General features: G+C 42.5%; 13 protein-coding genes. 11 read left to right on the forward strand and 2 right to left on the reverse strand.

All coding sequences use genetic code 11. The features are described from left to right. Positions 1-133: 133 nt before the first annotated feature. Positions 134-1,939 carry a tetratricopeptide repeat protein gene (locus B9N78_RS17780; protein ID WP_137982587.1) on the forward strand — a complete coding sequence of 602 codons (1,806 nt, stop codon included), beginning with the start codon at positions 134-136 and terminating at the stop codon, positions 1,937-1,939. 164 nt (positions 1,940-2,103) lie between these two features. Further along, on the forward strand, positions 2,104-3,204 hold the full coding sequence (gene ychF / locus B9N78_RS17785; RefSeq protein ID WP_085104810.1) for a redox-regulated ATPase YchF: 1,101 nt from the start codon (positions 2,104-2,106) through the stop codon (positions 3,202-3,204). Between the two features lie 57 nt (positions 3,205-3,261). Here ychF and B9N78_RS17790 read toward each other — a convergent pair whose 3' ends face one another. Continuing rightward, positions 3,262-4,188, reverse strand: coding sequence for a DMT family transporter (locus tag B9N78_RS17790; protein WP_137982588.1), 927 nt, complete (start codon positions 4,186-4,188; stop codon positions 3,262-3,264). 198 nt (positions 4,189-4,386) lie between these two features. Between B9N78_RS17790 and B9N78_RS17795 the strand changes: the two genes are divergently transcribed. Continuing rightward, entirely contained in the window at positions 4,387-5,541 is a 1,155-nt protein-coding gene (locus tag B9N78_RS17795) for a DUF697 domain-containing protein (RefSeq protein WP_085104814.1), read from the forward strand. Positions 5,542-5,588: 47 nt separating this feature from the next. Here B9N78_RS17795 and B9N78_RS17800 read toward each other — a convergent pair whose 3' ends face one another. Further along, a complete protein-coding gene (locus B9N78_RS17800; RefSeq protein ID WP_085104815.1) occupies positions 5,589-6,701 on the reverse strand; it encodes a metal-dependent phosphohydrolase in 1,113 nt (370 codons plus the stop codon). 288 nt (positions 6,702-6,989) lie between these two features. Between B9N78_RS17800 and B9N78_RS17805 the strand changes: the two genes are divergently transcribed. The 8 genes from B9N78_RS17805 (at position 6,990) to B9N78_RS17840 (ending at position 14,257) form a co-directional block, all read left to right on the forward strand. Then, complete coding sequence (locus B9N78_RS17805; protein WP_085104817.1) at positions 6,990-7,754, forward strand: ABC transporter permease; 765 nt, start codon at positions 6,990-6,992, stop codon at positions 7,752-7,754. Beyond that, entirely contained in the window at positions 7,741-8,493 is a 753-nt protein-coding gene (locus B9N78_RS17810) for an ABC transporter ATP-binding protein (RefSeq protein ID WP_085104819.1), read from the forward strand. Before B9N78_RS17805 ends, B9N78_RS17810 begins: the two co-directional genes overlap by 14 nt. 16 nt (positions 8,494-8,509) lie before the next feature. Continuing rightward, on the forward strand, positions 8,510-9,466 hold the full coding sequence (locus B9N78_RS17815) for an ABC transporter substrate-binding protein (protein WP_085104821.1): 957 nt from the start codon (positions 8,510-8,512) through the stop codon (positions 9,464-9,466). A 243-nt stretch (positions 9,467-9,709) separates the two neighbouring features. Then, a complete protein-coding gene (locus B9N78_RS17820) occupies positions 9,710-10,885 on the forward strand; it encodes a CDP-glycerol glycerophosphotransferase family protein (protein WP_085104822.1) in 1,176 nt (391 codons plus the stop codon). A 19-nt stretch (positions 10,886-10,904) separates the two neighbouring features. Continuing rightward, positions 10,905-11,591: a phosphocholine cytidylyltransferase family protein gene (locus B9N78_RS17825; protein WP_085104824.1), complete on the forward strand. Its 687-nt coding sequence runs from the start codon at positions 10,905-10,907 to the stop codon at positions 11,589-11,591. 23 nt (positions 11,592-11,614) lie between these two features. After that, entirely contained in the window at positions 11,615-12,298 is a 684-nt protein-coding gene (gene pseF / locus B9N78_RS17830; protein WP_085104825.1) for a pseudaminic acid cytidylyltransferase, read from the forward strand. Further along, positions 12,291-13,337: a PseG/SpsG family protein gene (locus B9N78_RS17835; protein WP_085104827.1), complete on the forward strand. Its 1,047-nt coding sequence runs from the start codon at positions 12,291-12,293 to the stop codon at positions 13,335-13,337. Before pseF ends, B9N78_RS17835 begins: the two co-directional genes overlap by 8 nt. Further along, positions 13,334-14,257, forward strand: a complete 924-nt coding sequence (locus B9N78_RS17840; protein ID WP_085104829.1) for a class I SAM-dependent methyltransferase — start codon at positions 13,334-13,336, stop codon at positions 14,255-14,257. Before B9N78_RS17835 ends, B9N78_RS17840 begins: the two co-directional genes overlap by 4 nt. Positions 14,258-14,263: the final 6 nt, after the last annotated feature.

Genomic DNA, 14,263 nt, shown 5'->3' on the forward strand with positions numbered 1-14,263 from the left:
ATCATAAGTTCGACGTTTGGGCTTGGTCATTTACTTCTCCTGTAAAAGTCAGGATAGTTACTTAACCGTGTGTCCGCAAATCTATAGCAGGATCATTACGTGTCTCGGGCGGATTGTTGTTGCTGTTTGTTTAGTGATGATGGTTGCTAGTGGGGCTGTTGCGGGGGTTAAGGAAAATGCGGCTGCGGTGAAAAGCAATGCTGCTAAGATTGAGCGTGTTCAGGAAGATATTTCTGCTGTTAAGGCTCGGGTTGAAGAGATTCGGGATAAGCAAAATGCAGATAGTGGGCGGATGTGGTTTGAGAGGACTAAAGAACAAGCTGAACATGTAAAAGATTGGGCGGAAACACAACGAAACAATATTGATCTATTTTATAACGCCTTGATTTGGATTTCTGCAATTGCCGCATTACTGCTTACGGTTATCGGTTTTGCCTTTCATAAAGGACAAAAACAACTCGCACTTAAAAATCAAAATGAATTTGAAAAAAAAGCTGAAAATATTATTGCAGAAATGAAAAAGAACGTAAGCTCGCAGCAAAGTGACTTTAATGTATTGGCAGATAAAACTGGGGACTTAGTTAAGAACAAAGAGCAAGAAATTGAAAAGCTTGTTGAAACATGCAGAAAGCACGCAAAAACATGTGCCACTCATAAAGAGAATGCAGAAAAAGATTCATTAGCGATTAAAATAGCTAGAGACAGTAATATAGATAAAGAGAGAACAGAAGAAGAAACTCAAGCTCTTTCAGAAGTTTCAAACGATGAAGAAGCCCCTATATATGACAGGCTCCGCGCAAAAGCGATACAGTTCTGTGATTCTAAAAAATGGGAAGAAGCTATCAATGTTTTAAAAACAATGTCGCTTTTAGAGAGCAATAAGGCTGAACCCTACGTTGCCTTAGGATATGTGTATGGTGAACAAGCAAAGGATGCACCCTCTCTCACAAATAAAGTAATTCTGCTCAACCTAGCTGAAAAGCAATACAAAAAAGCTACAGAGATAGATGAAAACAAATCTGGAGCTTGGAACAATTGGGGAAACTTAATAGCAGGTAAGTATAAAACGGCAGCAGAAGAACAAAAAGAAGCTCTATTTATTGATGCTCAAGATAAATACAAAAAAGCTATAGATACAAACGAAAAGAACTCTGACGCTTGGAACAATTGGGGAAACTTAATAGCCGACAAATATGAAACGGCAACAGAAGAACAAAAAGAAGCTCTATTTATTGAGGCTCAAGATAAATACAAAAAATCTACAGATACAAACGAAAAGAACTCTGACGCTTGGAACAATTGGGGAATATTAATATCCAGCAGATATGAAACGGCAAAAAAAGAACAAAGAGAAGCTCTATTCATCGATGCTCAAAATAAATACAAAAAAGCTACAGAAGTAGATGAAAACTACTCAGGAGCTTGGTACAATTGGGGATTATTAATAGCAGATAAGTATAAAAATGCAGAAGAAGAACAAAAAGAAGCTCTATTTATTGATGCTCAAGACAAATACAAAAAAGCTACAGAGATAGATGAAAACGACTCTTCCGCTTGGAGCAATTGGGGAAACTTATTAATCTTAGAAGCAGCTCGCAATCCAAACAAAATCGATAACTCATTATTAAAAGAAGCCAAAGAAAAATGCCTCAAAGCTGAATCTATTAAAGTAGGGTACGGAGCTTACAATCTTGCCTGCATATCCTCACTTCAAGAAGACTTTGAAGCCTGTCAAAAATGGTTTTTACTACGTAAAAAGAGTGAAGCATCTTTGCCACATTATGAACACCTAATAAACGACACAGACCTCGACAACTTCAAAAACGACCCAGAATACAAACAATGGTTCGAAGATTTTCTAGAAGAAGTCCGCCGCGAAGAACAAGAAGCCAAAGGTGATGATCACCAAAATACAGAGAGCGAACCAGAGCAAGAATAATTTGCCCCCATTCTTCCCTTGCCCATCGCCGCGAAGCAAGGTATTGAGGGCCGCGTAGCGATGCGGCAAAACTCCACTTCTTTTGTCTTAGAACGGCTCATGCAGCCGCACCGGAGTGCTTAAACCGCCTGCAATTACAATAATTATTCAGGAGAACCACCGATATGGCCCTTAGTATAGGAATCGTGGGCTTGCCAAATGTCGGCAAATCCACACTTTTTAATGCCCTTACGAAAGCTCAGAATGCAGAAAGTGCAAACTACGCATTCTGCACCATTGAACCTAACAAAGCAGTCGTCCCAGTGCCGGACGTTCGCATTGATAAACTTTCCGAGCTTGTAAAACCTCAGCGGACTCAGAGTTCCACTGTGGACTTCATCGATATCGCCGGCCTTGTTGCCGGAGCCAGTAAAGGTGAAGGACTCGGCAATAAATTTCTTGGTAACATCCGCGAAACACAGGCCATTCTTCATGTTGTGCGCTGTTTCGACAACGACGATGTTATCCACGTTTCCAACTCAGTCGATCCTATCCGCGACATTGATATCATTGAAACTGAACTGATCCTTTCCGATGTTCAGATTCTTGAAAATCGTGTTGAGCGCATGGCTAAGCAGATCAAAGGCGACAAATCCTTAGGACCTAAAGTTGAAGAAGGCAAAAAGCTTCTTGAGTATATGAACAACGGCAACCAAGCCAACACATATGACAAGCTCGATACTGATATCATGGTCGAACTGCTCAAAGACCTGCGCCTCATCACTTCTAAAAAAGTTATCTACTGCGCGAACGTTGATGAAGACGGCCTGACAGAAGATAATGATTACGTTAAATCAGTAATGAAACTTGCAGAAGAACGCGGAGCGGCATTCGTTAAAATTTCCGCTAAGATGGAAGAAGAACTGATCGGCCTTGAAGATGAAGAATATGAAGATTTCCTTGAATCTTACGGCGTGACTGAATCCGGCCTTGCCAAAATCATCCGTACAGGATTCCATACACTCGGCATGATCAGCTACTTTACTGCCGGAGTAAAAGAAGTCCGCGCATGGACCATTAATGACGGAGACAAAGCACCCCGCGCCGCCGCCGCCATTCATACCGACTTTGAAAAAGGATTCATCCGCGCAGAAGTCATCGGCTACGAAGACTACATCAAGCACGGCACAGAAGCCGCCTGCCGCGCGGCCGGAGTTCTGCGTTCAGAAGGAAAGGAATACGTCTTCAAAGACGGTGACGTAGTTCACTTTCTCTTTAACGTATAGATCTTTTAGAAATACCAAAGTAAAAAGGGGAACCGTTCGCGGCTCCCCTTTTTTTATTTAATTTCGTCTACCAAGCAGCATTACTCCGCCTGTAATCAAAAAGCATCCGACCCACTGCATAGCCGTCATAATTTCATTTAAAACGGGTATGGCGACCAATGCCGTCACCATGGGGTCCGTTGTCAGCAAAATGTTTGCTATGGACGGCGTTAGTTTTGACAAACTCATGTTAATGAGCAGCCATCCCATCATAGTCGGTCCCATAGCTAAGGTCAGAATCAATCCCCACACTTTAAACGGCATCCCCGGCAAAAGCATTTGTGCTGGTGAAGCTGCTGCTCCGGGAACCATTCCATTGGAAAAAATATTGATAATGAGCATAAAAAAAGATGAAAAACCGAAAATATACATCAACACCGTAAAAGCATTCAGGCCTCTTAGAGCACATTCGCGCCCGAGCAGTGCGTAACCTGCGTAAAAGACACCGGAAAGAAGGCCCAAGAACATACCTACAGGTGCTAGCGCAAAGTCAGAAACACCTTGGATTCCGCAAACCACTGCACACCCGACAAGACAAAGCACAATCGACGGAATCAGCCGTACAGAAGGCTTACCACCTCCGAGCAACCATTGCCCCAGAACAGTCAAAGGCACAGAGAGATAAATCAGAACCGTTGCTACGCCAGCCCCGTTGAAATAAACAGAACCGCCCCAAATCCCATTCATTAAAGCAAGTAGAAAACCATAAAAAACCAAAATAAATAAGTTATTTCTACTCACCAAAATCAGTTTAGGCTTAAAAATTTTAAGCCCAGCCAGCAAGGCGATGCAGACAAACAGATTACGCCAGAACACCACAACCAGAACGGGCAATGCGTAATCTACAACCAAAATTTTTAAAAATATTCCAACAAGTGAAATGAGAACTGATCCGGCAAGAACCTGAGCAATTCCAGCATTTAATATTGATTTTACGTTATACAAAGATTTCTCCTTTGAGTACTTACGCAAAGCGTTACACTTATAAAAAGAAGAGGACACTATTCCACTTGTGCTGCAGTTAAAAGCTAAATTTTCACTAAAAAAATAATTTATTTTTCAGCTCTTGTTTGACGTATGAGTTTGTAATTATATAGAGATGGGTAAGACCGATTTAAATGCTCGATACGGGCGAGGCGCATAATGTCAAAAACGCTGACCAGATTTTTTTCTGCCGGACTGCTTCTGCTGCTTGCGGGGTTTATCCTGTTTATGCTGAACCAGATTTCAGCCTTGGCACAGCTTTGCGGATCATACTTTCCGCAGTCGCATGATTACGTTCTGTTCGGACTTAGCGGGCTGTTTTTGATCATGTGCATCAGCCCGCTGATGATGTTTATTTTTCGGCCCGGGCCGCTGACCATGCCGGACAACCCGACTCCCACCCAGCAGACGAAATATATCAACATGCTGCGTAAGCGACTTCGCAAAAATAAATACGTGCGGAAAATGGGACTTAATCTTTCGCGAAATGAGGACCTCGACCTTGCACTTGACGGACTGGATGAGATTTCAACGGCAAAAATGAAATCCGTTGCCTCACGCATATTCCTAAGCACTGCCATATCGCAAAACGGAAAGCTGGATTCATTTATAGTGATGGGTTCGCTCTCCAAACTGGTTTGGGATGTGTCAAAAATTTACAACCAGCGTCCTTCCTTACGGGATATGATTTCAGTTTACTCAAACGTTGCGGTAACAGCTTTTTTTGCAAGCGCGGTGGAAGATCTTGATATTCAGTCACAAATTGAAGCGATCATGTCTCCCGTACTGGCGGGTTCTGCTCTTGGCATGATCCCCGGCGCAAGCGGATTGACCTCTATAATAACAGCTTCAATTCTCGATGGTTCTACGAATGCATTTCTGGCTCTTCGCGTTGGCATCATTACCAGAAACCATTTCAGTTACAGTCCAGACAAAAAAACACAGGAGTTTCGCAGATCCGTGCTCAAGGAAGCCGCTAAAATGCTGCTTTCCATCGCTGTAAGCTCTACTAAAATGATAACCTCCGCCTATCTGAAAACAATTACCCGTTCAGCGGGAGACAAAGCCATGAGCGCGGCAAGAAAAGTTGTTGATTCAAAAGACAGAGCTTTCGAAGCCACAGGAAAGGCTGCAAGATTTTCAGCACGACAGGCGCAGAATGTTGCAAATTTTGTAAGTTTCTCCGGGAACAAAAATAAAGATGAACAGGAATTTTGCGAAGAAAACAATGATCGTAACGAAAGCAATGATTACACTGAAAACTCGACGGGTAAAAAGAAATCAATGTTCAGTAGGATACTTAGAAAGAAATAAAGCGCACCCCGTTAAACCGGGATGCGCTCTTTAGGACGGATCAGTTTTTATGCCTTAACCACAATGCTGTTTATCTGTTTACGCAAAGCATCTTTGCCGTCTTTCTGCATCAGATGATATAGGGCCATAACGGTAGCCTGACTGAACACAAGGTTTCTGAAAGCATGAAACTTTGCAGAACCAAGATCAGCCTTTTTAAAACCGTAATCCTGCATAGCAATTTCTTCCGTTACAGGAATAAGCCAGTGTGCGGCAGGAACTGTCAACACCCAGTCATGGTCACCCAAATGAGTTACAAAGGCTTCCATGCTGCGCGGCAGGGGAAGTGATTCTCCGCCCTTTTCAAGAAGTCCGTATTTAACTGGATCAACATTCGCAATAATTGCAGCAGCTTTAAGCCAGTTAACAGCAGAAGCTTCATCTTTATCAAAACCGGGATGACCATGTGCGCAGGCCTGCGCAACACACACTTCGGCAGGCAGACCGCGAACGATGCTTTCCGCAACCCCTAAGACATGATGTTCACCTGTTCCGGCAAGGGATTGTTCCGTTCTGCATTCCCCGTCTTTCTGCCACTGGAAAACCCAAGGTTTATGCAGATCGTGAAGAATCTGAGCCGCGACAACAACGTCCTTATCCAGATTGAATTCATAAATATCAGAATAATTATTGTATAGTGCCAGAGACATTTTAAGGTTTAATGCAGTATGGGTGGCAAGTCCGCCGGGGTAACAATGATGGCTCGAATATCCGCTACCCGGGGATGTAAAAAAGGGCTGGTTGGCTTTATCAGTGGAACCGTTCTCCGGTAGAAATGCGTCGAATGAAACTCCTTTCACCCAGCCGTTTTTATCCAGTTCTTTATAAACTTCTTTCTTACGGGATAAAACAACGTCTAATAATTTAGGAGCTGGATTATTTATAATTTCAACAACAGAGTTTCTTATTTTAGGATTACGGATACCGGCAGCCTCCGTATGAATATATTTCCAGCCCTGCATAACTGCGCCGGATTGCTCTGCCATCTGCTGCGGAGTCATTGCAAAACATTCTTTAAGTGTAAAACTGGTGTAAGAGGGATCTGCTAATGCCGGAAGAGCTGAAGCTGCAACCATGGCCCCCGCCGCAACTCCCATTTTTAAAAATTCACGTCTTTCCATATCCGTTCTCCTTTAAAAAATTTTTAATCAAAATTTAATTAAACATCCGGACTTGTATGAATATAAAACGTTGATAATTCATTACAAAGGGACTGCTTTTATGTGACAATTTGCCAATCCCAGTAACACTTATCAAAAGTACGTAAGTATATAAGGATACAAAAAGTAAAATTATTCATCTCTATTTACTCTTGACTTATCAACTTACCCTATGCAGTAATCCAAACGGCTTTGCGGCTTAAAACAATTTCTCAACAAAATAACTGTTGGTTCCTTTCGTCTGTACCAATGCGAATAATAAAATCACTCATAATTCCCCTCATTTTTTTTACTTTCTGGTGCATCGGGTCGGCACTTGGAAGTTTTAATGAGTTTCTTCTTCCATCACCGCTTAAGGTTTATGCGGCAGGGCTGGAACTTCTACAAAACGGAGTTCTGCTGCCAAACATTTATACAAGCCTTTGCAGAGTCCTTATCGGATTTTTTATTACTGTTGCCTTCGCATTCCCTCTCGGTATTTTAGTAGGTTTAAATCGTCGCGCTCAGGAGCTGCTGATAGCTCCGCTTGATTTTTTGCGCCATATTCCGCCCCTTGCACTTACCCCGCTCCTGATTCTCTGGTGCGGTATCGGCGAAGCATCAAAACTTTCTGTAATAATTCTCGCTACTTTTTTCCCGATCTTTCTAAATACTGTTAACGGAGTTTCCCACTGCGACAGCAAACTTATTGAAGTAGGCAAGGTCATGGGGTTCAGTCATACGGCAATAATCGGCCGGATTATTCTACCGGCATCAATGCCTTCGATAATGACAGGATTAAGACTAGGACTTGGGTTCTCGTGGCGAGCACTTATAGGGGCGGAGCTTTTAGCGGCAGCATCCGGCCTTGGGTATATGATCATCGATGCAGAACAATTTTCCCGCACAGATATTGTAATTGTGGGCATTCTTTCCATCGGCATACTCGGGTATGCTATGGATCTGGCGTTTCTGTGGATAAGCAAACGCATAATGCCTTGGCAAAAAGAGTTCACCACCAATGCCAATTATTAAAATAGACAATCTGTGCAAATCTTACCGCTTAAACGGCGGCTATTTTCACGCTTTGCAAGGGATATCAGCCCGTATTGAGCACGGCAGTTTTGTAACCATTGTCGGTAAAAGCGGATGCGGAAAAACAACCTTACTAAAAATCTTATGCGGCCTTAAAACACCGAGCGAAGGAAGTTTCAGCTTTCTTAAAGAGGACGGGTCCCCTTCAGCGGCTAAGATCGGAGTTGTTTTTCAGGAAGCCAGACTTATGCCGTGGATGACGGTTGAAAAGAACATGGCCTTCGGTATGGATAAAAAACTTTCTAAAGATGAAGCTCATGAAACACTTGAGTCAAGCTTGCAGATGCTGAATCTGCAAAAATTCAGAAAAGCCTACCCTAGTCAGATTTCTGGAGGAATGGCGCAACGCGTAGCTCTGGGAAGAACACTCTGCGCAAATCCGGATGTCATTCTCATGGACGAGCCCTTCGGCGCACTGGATGCTTTTACGCGGCGCAACCTGCAAAAAGAACTGACGGAAATATTTCTTGATCAGGCAAAAACAATAATATTCGTTACCCACGATGTGGATGAAGCAACCTACCTTGGACAACGCGTGCTGGTCATGGAGGAAGGAACAATCACTGCCGATTTGCCTGTTGATCTGCCCTATCCGCGCGCCACTCTATCCGAGACATTTTTCAGAATTAGAGAAGAAATTTTATCCGCAATTTTGCTGGATGATGAATTTAAAAAATAATTCCAGGAGATTTAAAATGAAACGTTATTATTTAAGCTTGCTGCTTGCAGTATTCTTAGTTGCAGGAACAGTTATGCCAAGCTTTGCAGCGCTGAGTGAGGATGTTAAGGAAATCGGTATTACATACGTAAAATTCCCTCTCAACGTACCGGCTATTATTGCCTACAAAAAAAATATGTTTGAAAATGAGTTCAAACAGGATGGAATAACCATAACCCACCCCGAACTGACTTCCGGACCTAAGCAGACGCAGGCTATGGCTGCCGGATCAGTTCAATTTGCCAGCGTTCTCGGCGCGTCATCAGCCATTATAGCTAAATCCAACGGGGTTGATCTCAAAATAATTGCCGTGTTTGCTCGCGCACCCAAAGCGTTTAATATTATGGCCCTCGACAAATCCATAAACTCTGTAAAAGACCTCAAAAACAAGATTGTGGCAGGTCCCAAAGGGACAGTATTGCATCAGATGCTCTATGCCGCGTTACTTAAAGAAGGACTCACCCCTTCTGATATTAAGTTTGTGAACATGTCCATACCGCAAGCCAGAGCGGCTCTTATGAGCGGCAATGTATCCGCAGCTCTTGTGGCAGGCCCCAGCGTTCCTGTTATGGAAACTGGCGGATGCCACGTCATTGCAAACGGCGAGGGGCTGATCCAAGGGCTTATAGTTGTTGCTGTGGACAACAATTTCTTAAAGGAGCACCCTGACCTTGTTAAACGGTATTTAGATGTAAATGAAAAATCCGCGAAATTTATGAAAGATAATCCTGAAGAAACATTTGAGATAGTGGCGAAAGAAACAAATCTCACCATAGAAAATGTTAAAAAAATGTTCCCTTGGTATGACTATTCTTCTGCAATTACGGGAAAAGACATTAAAGATCTTGAAGTAACTCAAGAATTTTTGCTTGATAATGGAATGATGAAAAATAAAATTAATATTAAGGATATCATTTCAAATATTAATCAATAGTTGACTGCAACTTGTGACAGCAACGGGCACAAATCACTCACTTGAATATTCAAAAAGGGGCTCCGGCCCCTTTTTATTTGCTCTCAACATATTATTACGAGATTACGCTGAACTCTTATCTAATTTTTTCAAATCATAACATATCTTAAATTATTAATTTTTTATTGTCATTTGGCATTTATTTTGAATATGATATAAGTAAGTGTCATAAAATAAACCTTTAAATAAATATTGAGAATTTTCATGCACTCAAATGAAATGGAAAAGCTTCAAAAACTGGCTTCCGCAATTCCTAAACAGAAGAATCTGGCAATATTCTTCGGGCGTGCTGGCAGCCATTTCATGGATAATGTCAAATACTTCTATATTCATTGCGTGAAAAATCAGCCCGAACTTGAATGTCATTTTATGGCTTTTGAAAAGAAGGACGCTGATATTCTGAAAAGTCAGGGACTGCCTGCAACCTGGGTAAATCACCCTGATTCGGCTGATCTTATGGCAAAAGCAGGCATTGTCATTTCCGATGATTTCAGCTGGAAAGATCAAAGTGTTTTATGGGCATTGCTTTCAGAGGCAAAAACAGTGCAGCTCTGGCACGGCATCCCCTTAAAAGCCATTGGATTTCCAGAAATTAATTCCACTGTAAACATGAATCCTGAAAAAGCTAAGCACCTGACATTTGCTTATTCAGGATATGACACTGTGGTTTCTACTTCTCCATTCTTCACTGAAAGGGCTTTTGCAAAAGCTTTCAGGGCTGAAAAATTTATTGAGTCAGGATACCCGCGCAACGATGTACTTATGCGGCGCCCGACAAAATATGACATGATCAACACCGACCGCGACCTTTACGGTGAACTTGTAAAATTCCGTAAACTCGGCGGAAAGACTGTCTTTTTCATGCCTACTTTCCGTGATACCGGAGGTGGACCATTTGAAGACGGGGCTATAGATTTGATGCGCATGTCAAAGTTCTGCCGAAAGAATAATCTGATGTTCGTCTGTAAATTTCACCCATATCTTACTTTAAGTAATGTATCCTTACCGGAAAACATCCGCTTGGTGGATTCAAAAAGTGATGTGTACCCCCTGCTTCCGCTTTGCGATGTTCTGCTTACGGATTATTCATCTGTTTATTTCGATTTTCTGCTGGTGGATAACCCTATCGTCTTCTATCCATATGATTATAAAAAATATATCAGCAAAAACAGAGAACTCCTTTTCGATTACGATTCAATGACACCCGGTAAGAAAGTGACGAATGAGAATGATCTTTATACCGCTTTTGAAGATATTATGATAAATAACATTGATGATTTTGCAGATGTCAGACACGAACTTAGAAATCTGTCTTTTAGCAACGCAGACGGTTTAGCGGCGAAACGACTTGGTAAACATGTAGTTTCTAACTTTCTCTAATAAACAGGGAGTAAGTATCATGAAAGCAGTCATCCTTGCAGCAGGTATCGGCAGTAGGCTCAGCAGACCTTTTCCGAAATCTCTTTCGGTATTGCCCTACGGGGAAACCATCCTCGGTCGACAGGTCAGGATTCTTAAGGATCTTGGGGTAAAGGAAATAATCATTGTCGTAGGCTTTAAAATGACCCTGATTATGGAAAACTTCCCCGAAGTATACTATAGGTACAATCCCAACTACTACATCACCAACACGTCCAAAAGTCTCCTATGTGCTATTGAAGATCTTGATGACGACGTCCTGTGGATGAACGGCGATGTTGTTTTTGATAAAGCTATTATTCGCGAAATTTTAGAAATTAAAGATGAAAATTTTGTCTGCGTTGACTGCAAATCCTGCGGTGAAGAAGAAGTCAAATATACTCGCGACGCAGACGGTTATATCAATGAAATTTCCAAACTAGTCAAAAATGCGGAAGGGGAAGCTGTCGGAATCAATATGATCCGCAAAAAAGACCTCAAAACATATGCGGATGCACTGCGCAAGTGCGAAGAGCAGGACTATTTTGAAAAAGGTATTGAAATAATTATCCATGACGGAATCAAAATTAAGCCTGTGGATATCTCAGACCACAAATGTATAGAAGTAGATTTTGAAGAAGACTGGATTTCAGCTCAAGAAAACTTCCAGACACGCGATAACAAATAACTTTAAGCATCGGACAATTTAACATGCAGATAGCAATCATCCCTGCTCGCGGCGGGAGCAAACGTATTCCTAAAAAATCAATCCGCCCTTTTCTGGGAAAACCTCTCATTGCCTATGCCATTGAAGCCGCCCGCAAGAGCGGCTTTTTTGATCACATCATAGTGAGTACTGACAGCGAAGAATTTGCTGAAGTAGCGATAGAAAACGGAGCAGAAGCTCCGTTTTTACGTCCAGCAAAGCTTGCTGACGATTTTGCCGCGACTGCTCCGGTAATAGAGCACGCGCTGGGCTGGGTAAAAGAAAACCTAGGTGAACCGGATAGATTCTGTCAATTTTATGCCAACCCTTTTGTAACCGCTGAAAATATAACCGGCGGTTACAAGCTGCTCCGTGAAAAAAAGGCAAACTGCGTTCTTGGAGTAACAGAATTCGCATACCCCATACTTCGCTCTTTCAAAATTAATGATCAGGGCGGCGTGGAATATGCTTTCCCGGAATATGCCTCAAGCAGGTCACAGGATTTACCTACATTTTTCCATGATGCGGCCCAGTTTTACTGGCATGAACTGACAGACATTCCTGAAGACCGTAAAGCCGGATTAAATCTGCCGTACTTCCTACCGCGCCACATGGCCGTGGATATTGATACAAAGGAAGATTGGGAAATTGCCGAGCGGTTATATAAGGCTTTTGTTCTTAATGCGTAAGCCAGTTAAAATTGCATTCTTTTGCGAAGGGACCCCTGAAAGGGGGTTTGGGCATGTCGGAAGATGTTTAGCACTTAGCGCAGCATTCAGAGAGGATCATGGTAGTAACTGTCTGTTTGTGTTTAAGGGCAGTGAATCCGCCCGTAGTAAAATCTGTGAAGCGGCTTTTGAAGTCGTAGAAATCTCAGATTTCGAATCGTATGTGTTTTCAGACGAAGATGCCGTTGTTCTGGACCTGCTCATTCCTCTGGCAGATGACTTCTTCGCAAATGCAAAATCTAGAAATGTGCTCATATGTACTATCGACGATCCCACACCAAACCGTTTAAAAAGTGAATTGGCTTTTTACCCACCTGTCCCGCAAGTCCGCGATCTGAGCTGGAAAAATTTCTCTGGAGATCTTTTTTGCGGTTGGGACTACATTCCTCTCCGCAAGGAATTTTCTAAAATCACAAATCTGCCCCCAATAATTTCAGACAAGGAAAAATCTTCCATACCTGAGCTGCTTATAACAGCAGGAGGAAGTGATCCGGCTGAACTGACTTTAAAAATTTTACACGTCTTAACTTCCCTTAACGAGCCGTGGCATGCAAAAATAGTCATTGGCCCTATGTTCAAAAATCTGGACAAAATCAAAGGGATAGCGGTAGAGCTTGGAGACAGGATTAAACTTGTGGGCAATGTTGAATCCATGTCCCGACTAATGAGTCAAAGCGACTTAGCTATAGCTTCATTCGGCATGACGGCTTATGAGCTGGTAGCCTGCAGAACACCGCAGTTGTTGCTCTGCCTGACGGATGATCACGCCAGCTCGGCATCAGCCTTGCATGACACCGGAGCAGCAATCTCTCTCGGCAGATATGATCTTGTTACAAAGCAAAAGCTTACAGAGACCTTGCTTAAATTTATTTCTGATAGAAATTTACGGGCAAAAATGGTTGCGAGTGCCGAAAGACTTAATATTGGGCGCGGAGCCGCTAATATTGCCGAGATCATAATCAAACGACTTAAGTCCAAAAGAATTGGTGATATAAAGTGAGTGATAAAAAGAACTGGAACGACCACGAAGGAACTGTCCTGCACAGCGTGGACGGTTTTGACGTAATAGACTGCAAATTATGCGGTTTCAAACACATCATTCCTATCCCTAGTGAGGATGAACTTCGTAAGATTTACAAGCATGATTACCACGTAAAAGACAAGCCGTTGATGCTTGAGCATCAGCTTGAAGACCGAGAGTGGCTGGACTCTATCAATGATGCACGGCTTGAAACTCTGGAAAAAATTTTAGGCAGAGCAGGTAGTTTTTTAGACATAGGTTCCGGCAACGGATTCCTGCTCAGTCAGGCAAAAAATCGTGGATGGACAGTTAAAGGAATTGAACCTTCCGACAAAGCCGCAGAGTATTCATACTCACAAGGACTTGACGTTGATTGCGCCGTTTTTGATCAAGAATGTGCAAACCGTTTAGAGAAATTCGATGTGGTTCACCTTGGCGATGTGATGGAACATGTTCCGTCTCCAAGCGCAATACTTAACCTTTGCAATCATGTTCTGCGATCTGGCGGACTCATAGCTATCGGAGTTCCGAATGAATACACTCCAGTTCAAAAAATTTTAAACGAAGATATGGATGTACGCCCTTGGTGGATAGCTCCTCCGCATCATCTCAATTACTTTGATAAAGAGTCGCTTGAAGGATTGCTCTCACGCCACGGCTTTACTCCATGCCATAGTGAAGTGTCGTTTCCAATGGAACTATTCCTGCTTATGGGTAAAAATTACTTAGACGACCCTAAGCTGGGACGAGACTTCCACGCCATGCGCAAACAACTTGAGCTGAATCTGACTAAAAGCGGCAATAGAGCTTTTCTGGATAAACTTTACGGGTGTTTTGCTGAAGCTGGAATAGGACGAACCATGCTTGTTATTGCACAAAAGAATTTCGAACAGGAATAAAATTAA

This window comes from Desulfovibrio gilichinskyi (assembly GCF_900177375.1).
Taxonomy (GTDB): Bacteria; Desulfobacterota; Desulfovibrionia; order Desulfovibrionales; family Desulfovibrionaceae; genus Maridesulfovibrio; species Maridesulfovibrio gilichinskyi.

Excerpts from the sequence above, each read along its gene's own strand:
- ychF (WP_085104810.1), top strand. The coding sequence starts at position 2,104 with ATGGCCCTTAGTATAGGAATCGTGGGCTTGCCAAATGTCGGCAAATCC.
- B9N78_RS17795 (WP_085104814.1), top strand. The coding sequence starts at position 4,387 with ATGTCAAAAACGCTGACCAGATTTTTTTCTGCCGGACTGCTTCTGCTG.
- B9N78_RS17800 (WP_085104815.1), bottom strand. The coding sequence starts at position 6,701 with ATGGAAAGACGTGAATTTTTAAAAATGGGAGTTGCGGCGGGGGCCATG.
- B9N78_RS17805 (WP_085104817.1), top strand. The coding sequence starts at position 6,990 with ATGCGAATAATAAAATCACTCATAATTCCCCTCATTTTTTTTACTTTC.
- B9N78_RS17810 (WP_085104819.1), top strand. The coding sequence starts at position 7,741 with ATGCCAATTATTAAAATAGACAATCTGTGCAAATCTTACCGCTTAAAC.
- B9N78_RS17815 (WP_085104821.1), top strand. The coding sequence starts at position 8,510 with ATGAAACGTTATTATTTAAGCTTGCTGCTTGCAGTATTCTTAGTTGCA.
- B9N78_RS17820 (WP_085104822.1), top strand. The coding sequence starts at position 9,710 with ATGCACTCAAATGAAATGGAAAAGCTTCAAAAACTGGCTTCCGCAATT.
- B9N78_RS17825 (WP_085104824.1), top strand. The coding sequence starts at position 10,905 with ATGAAAGCAGTCATCCTTGCAGCAGGTATCGGCAGTAGGCTCAGCAGA.
- pseF (WP_085104825.1), top strand. The coding sequence starts at position 11,615 with ATGCAGATAGCAATCATCCCTGCTCGCGGCGGGAGCAAACGTATTCCT.
- B9N78_RS17835 (WP_085104827.1), top strand. The coding sequence starts at position 12,291 with ATGCGTAAGCCAGTTAAAATTGCATTCTTTTGCGAAGGGACCCCTGAA.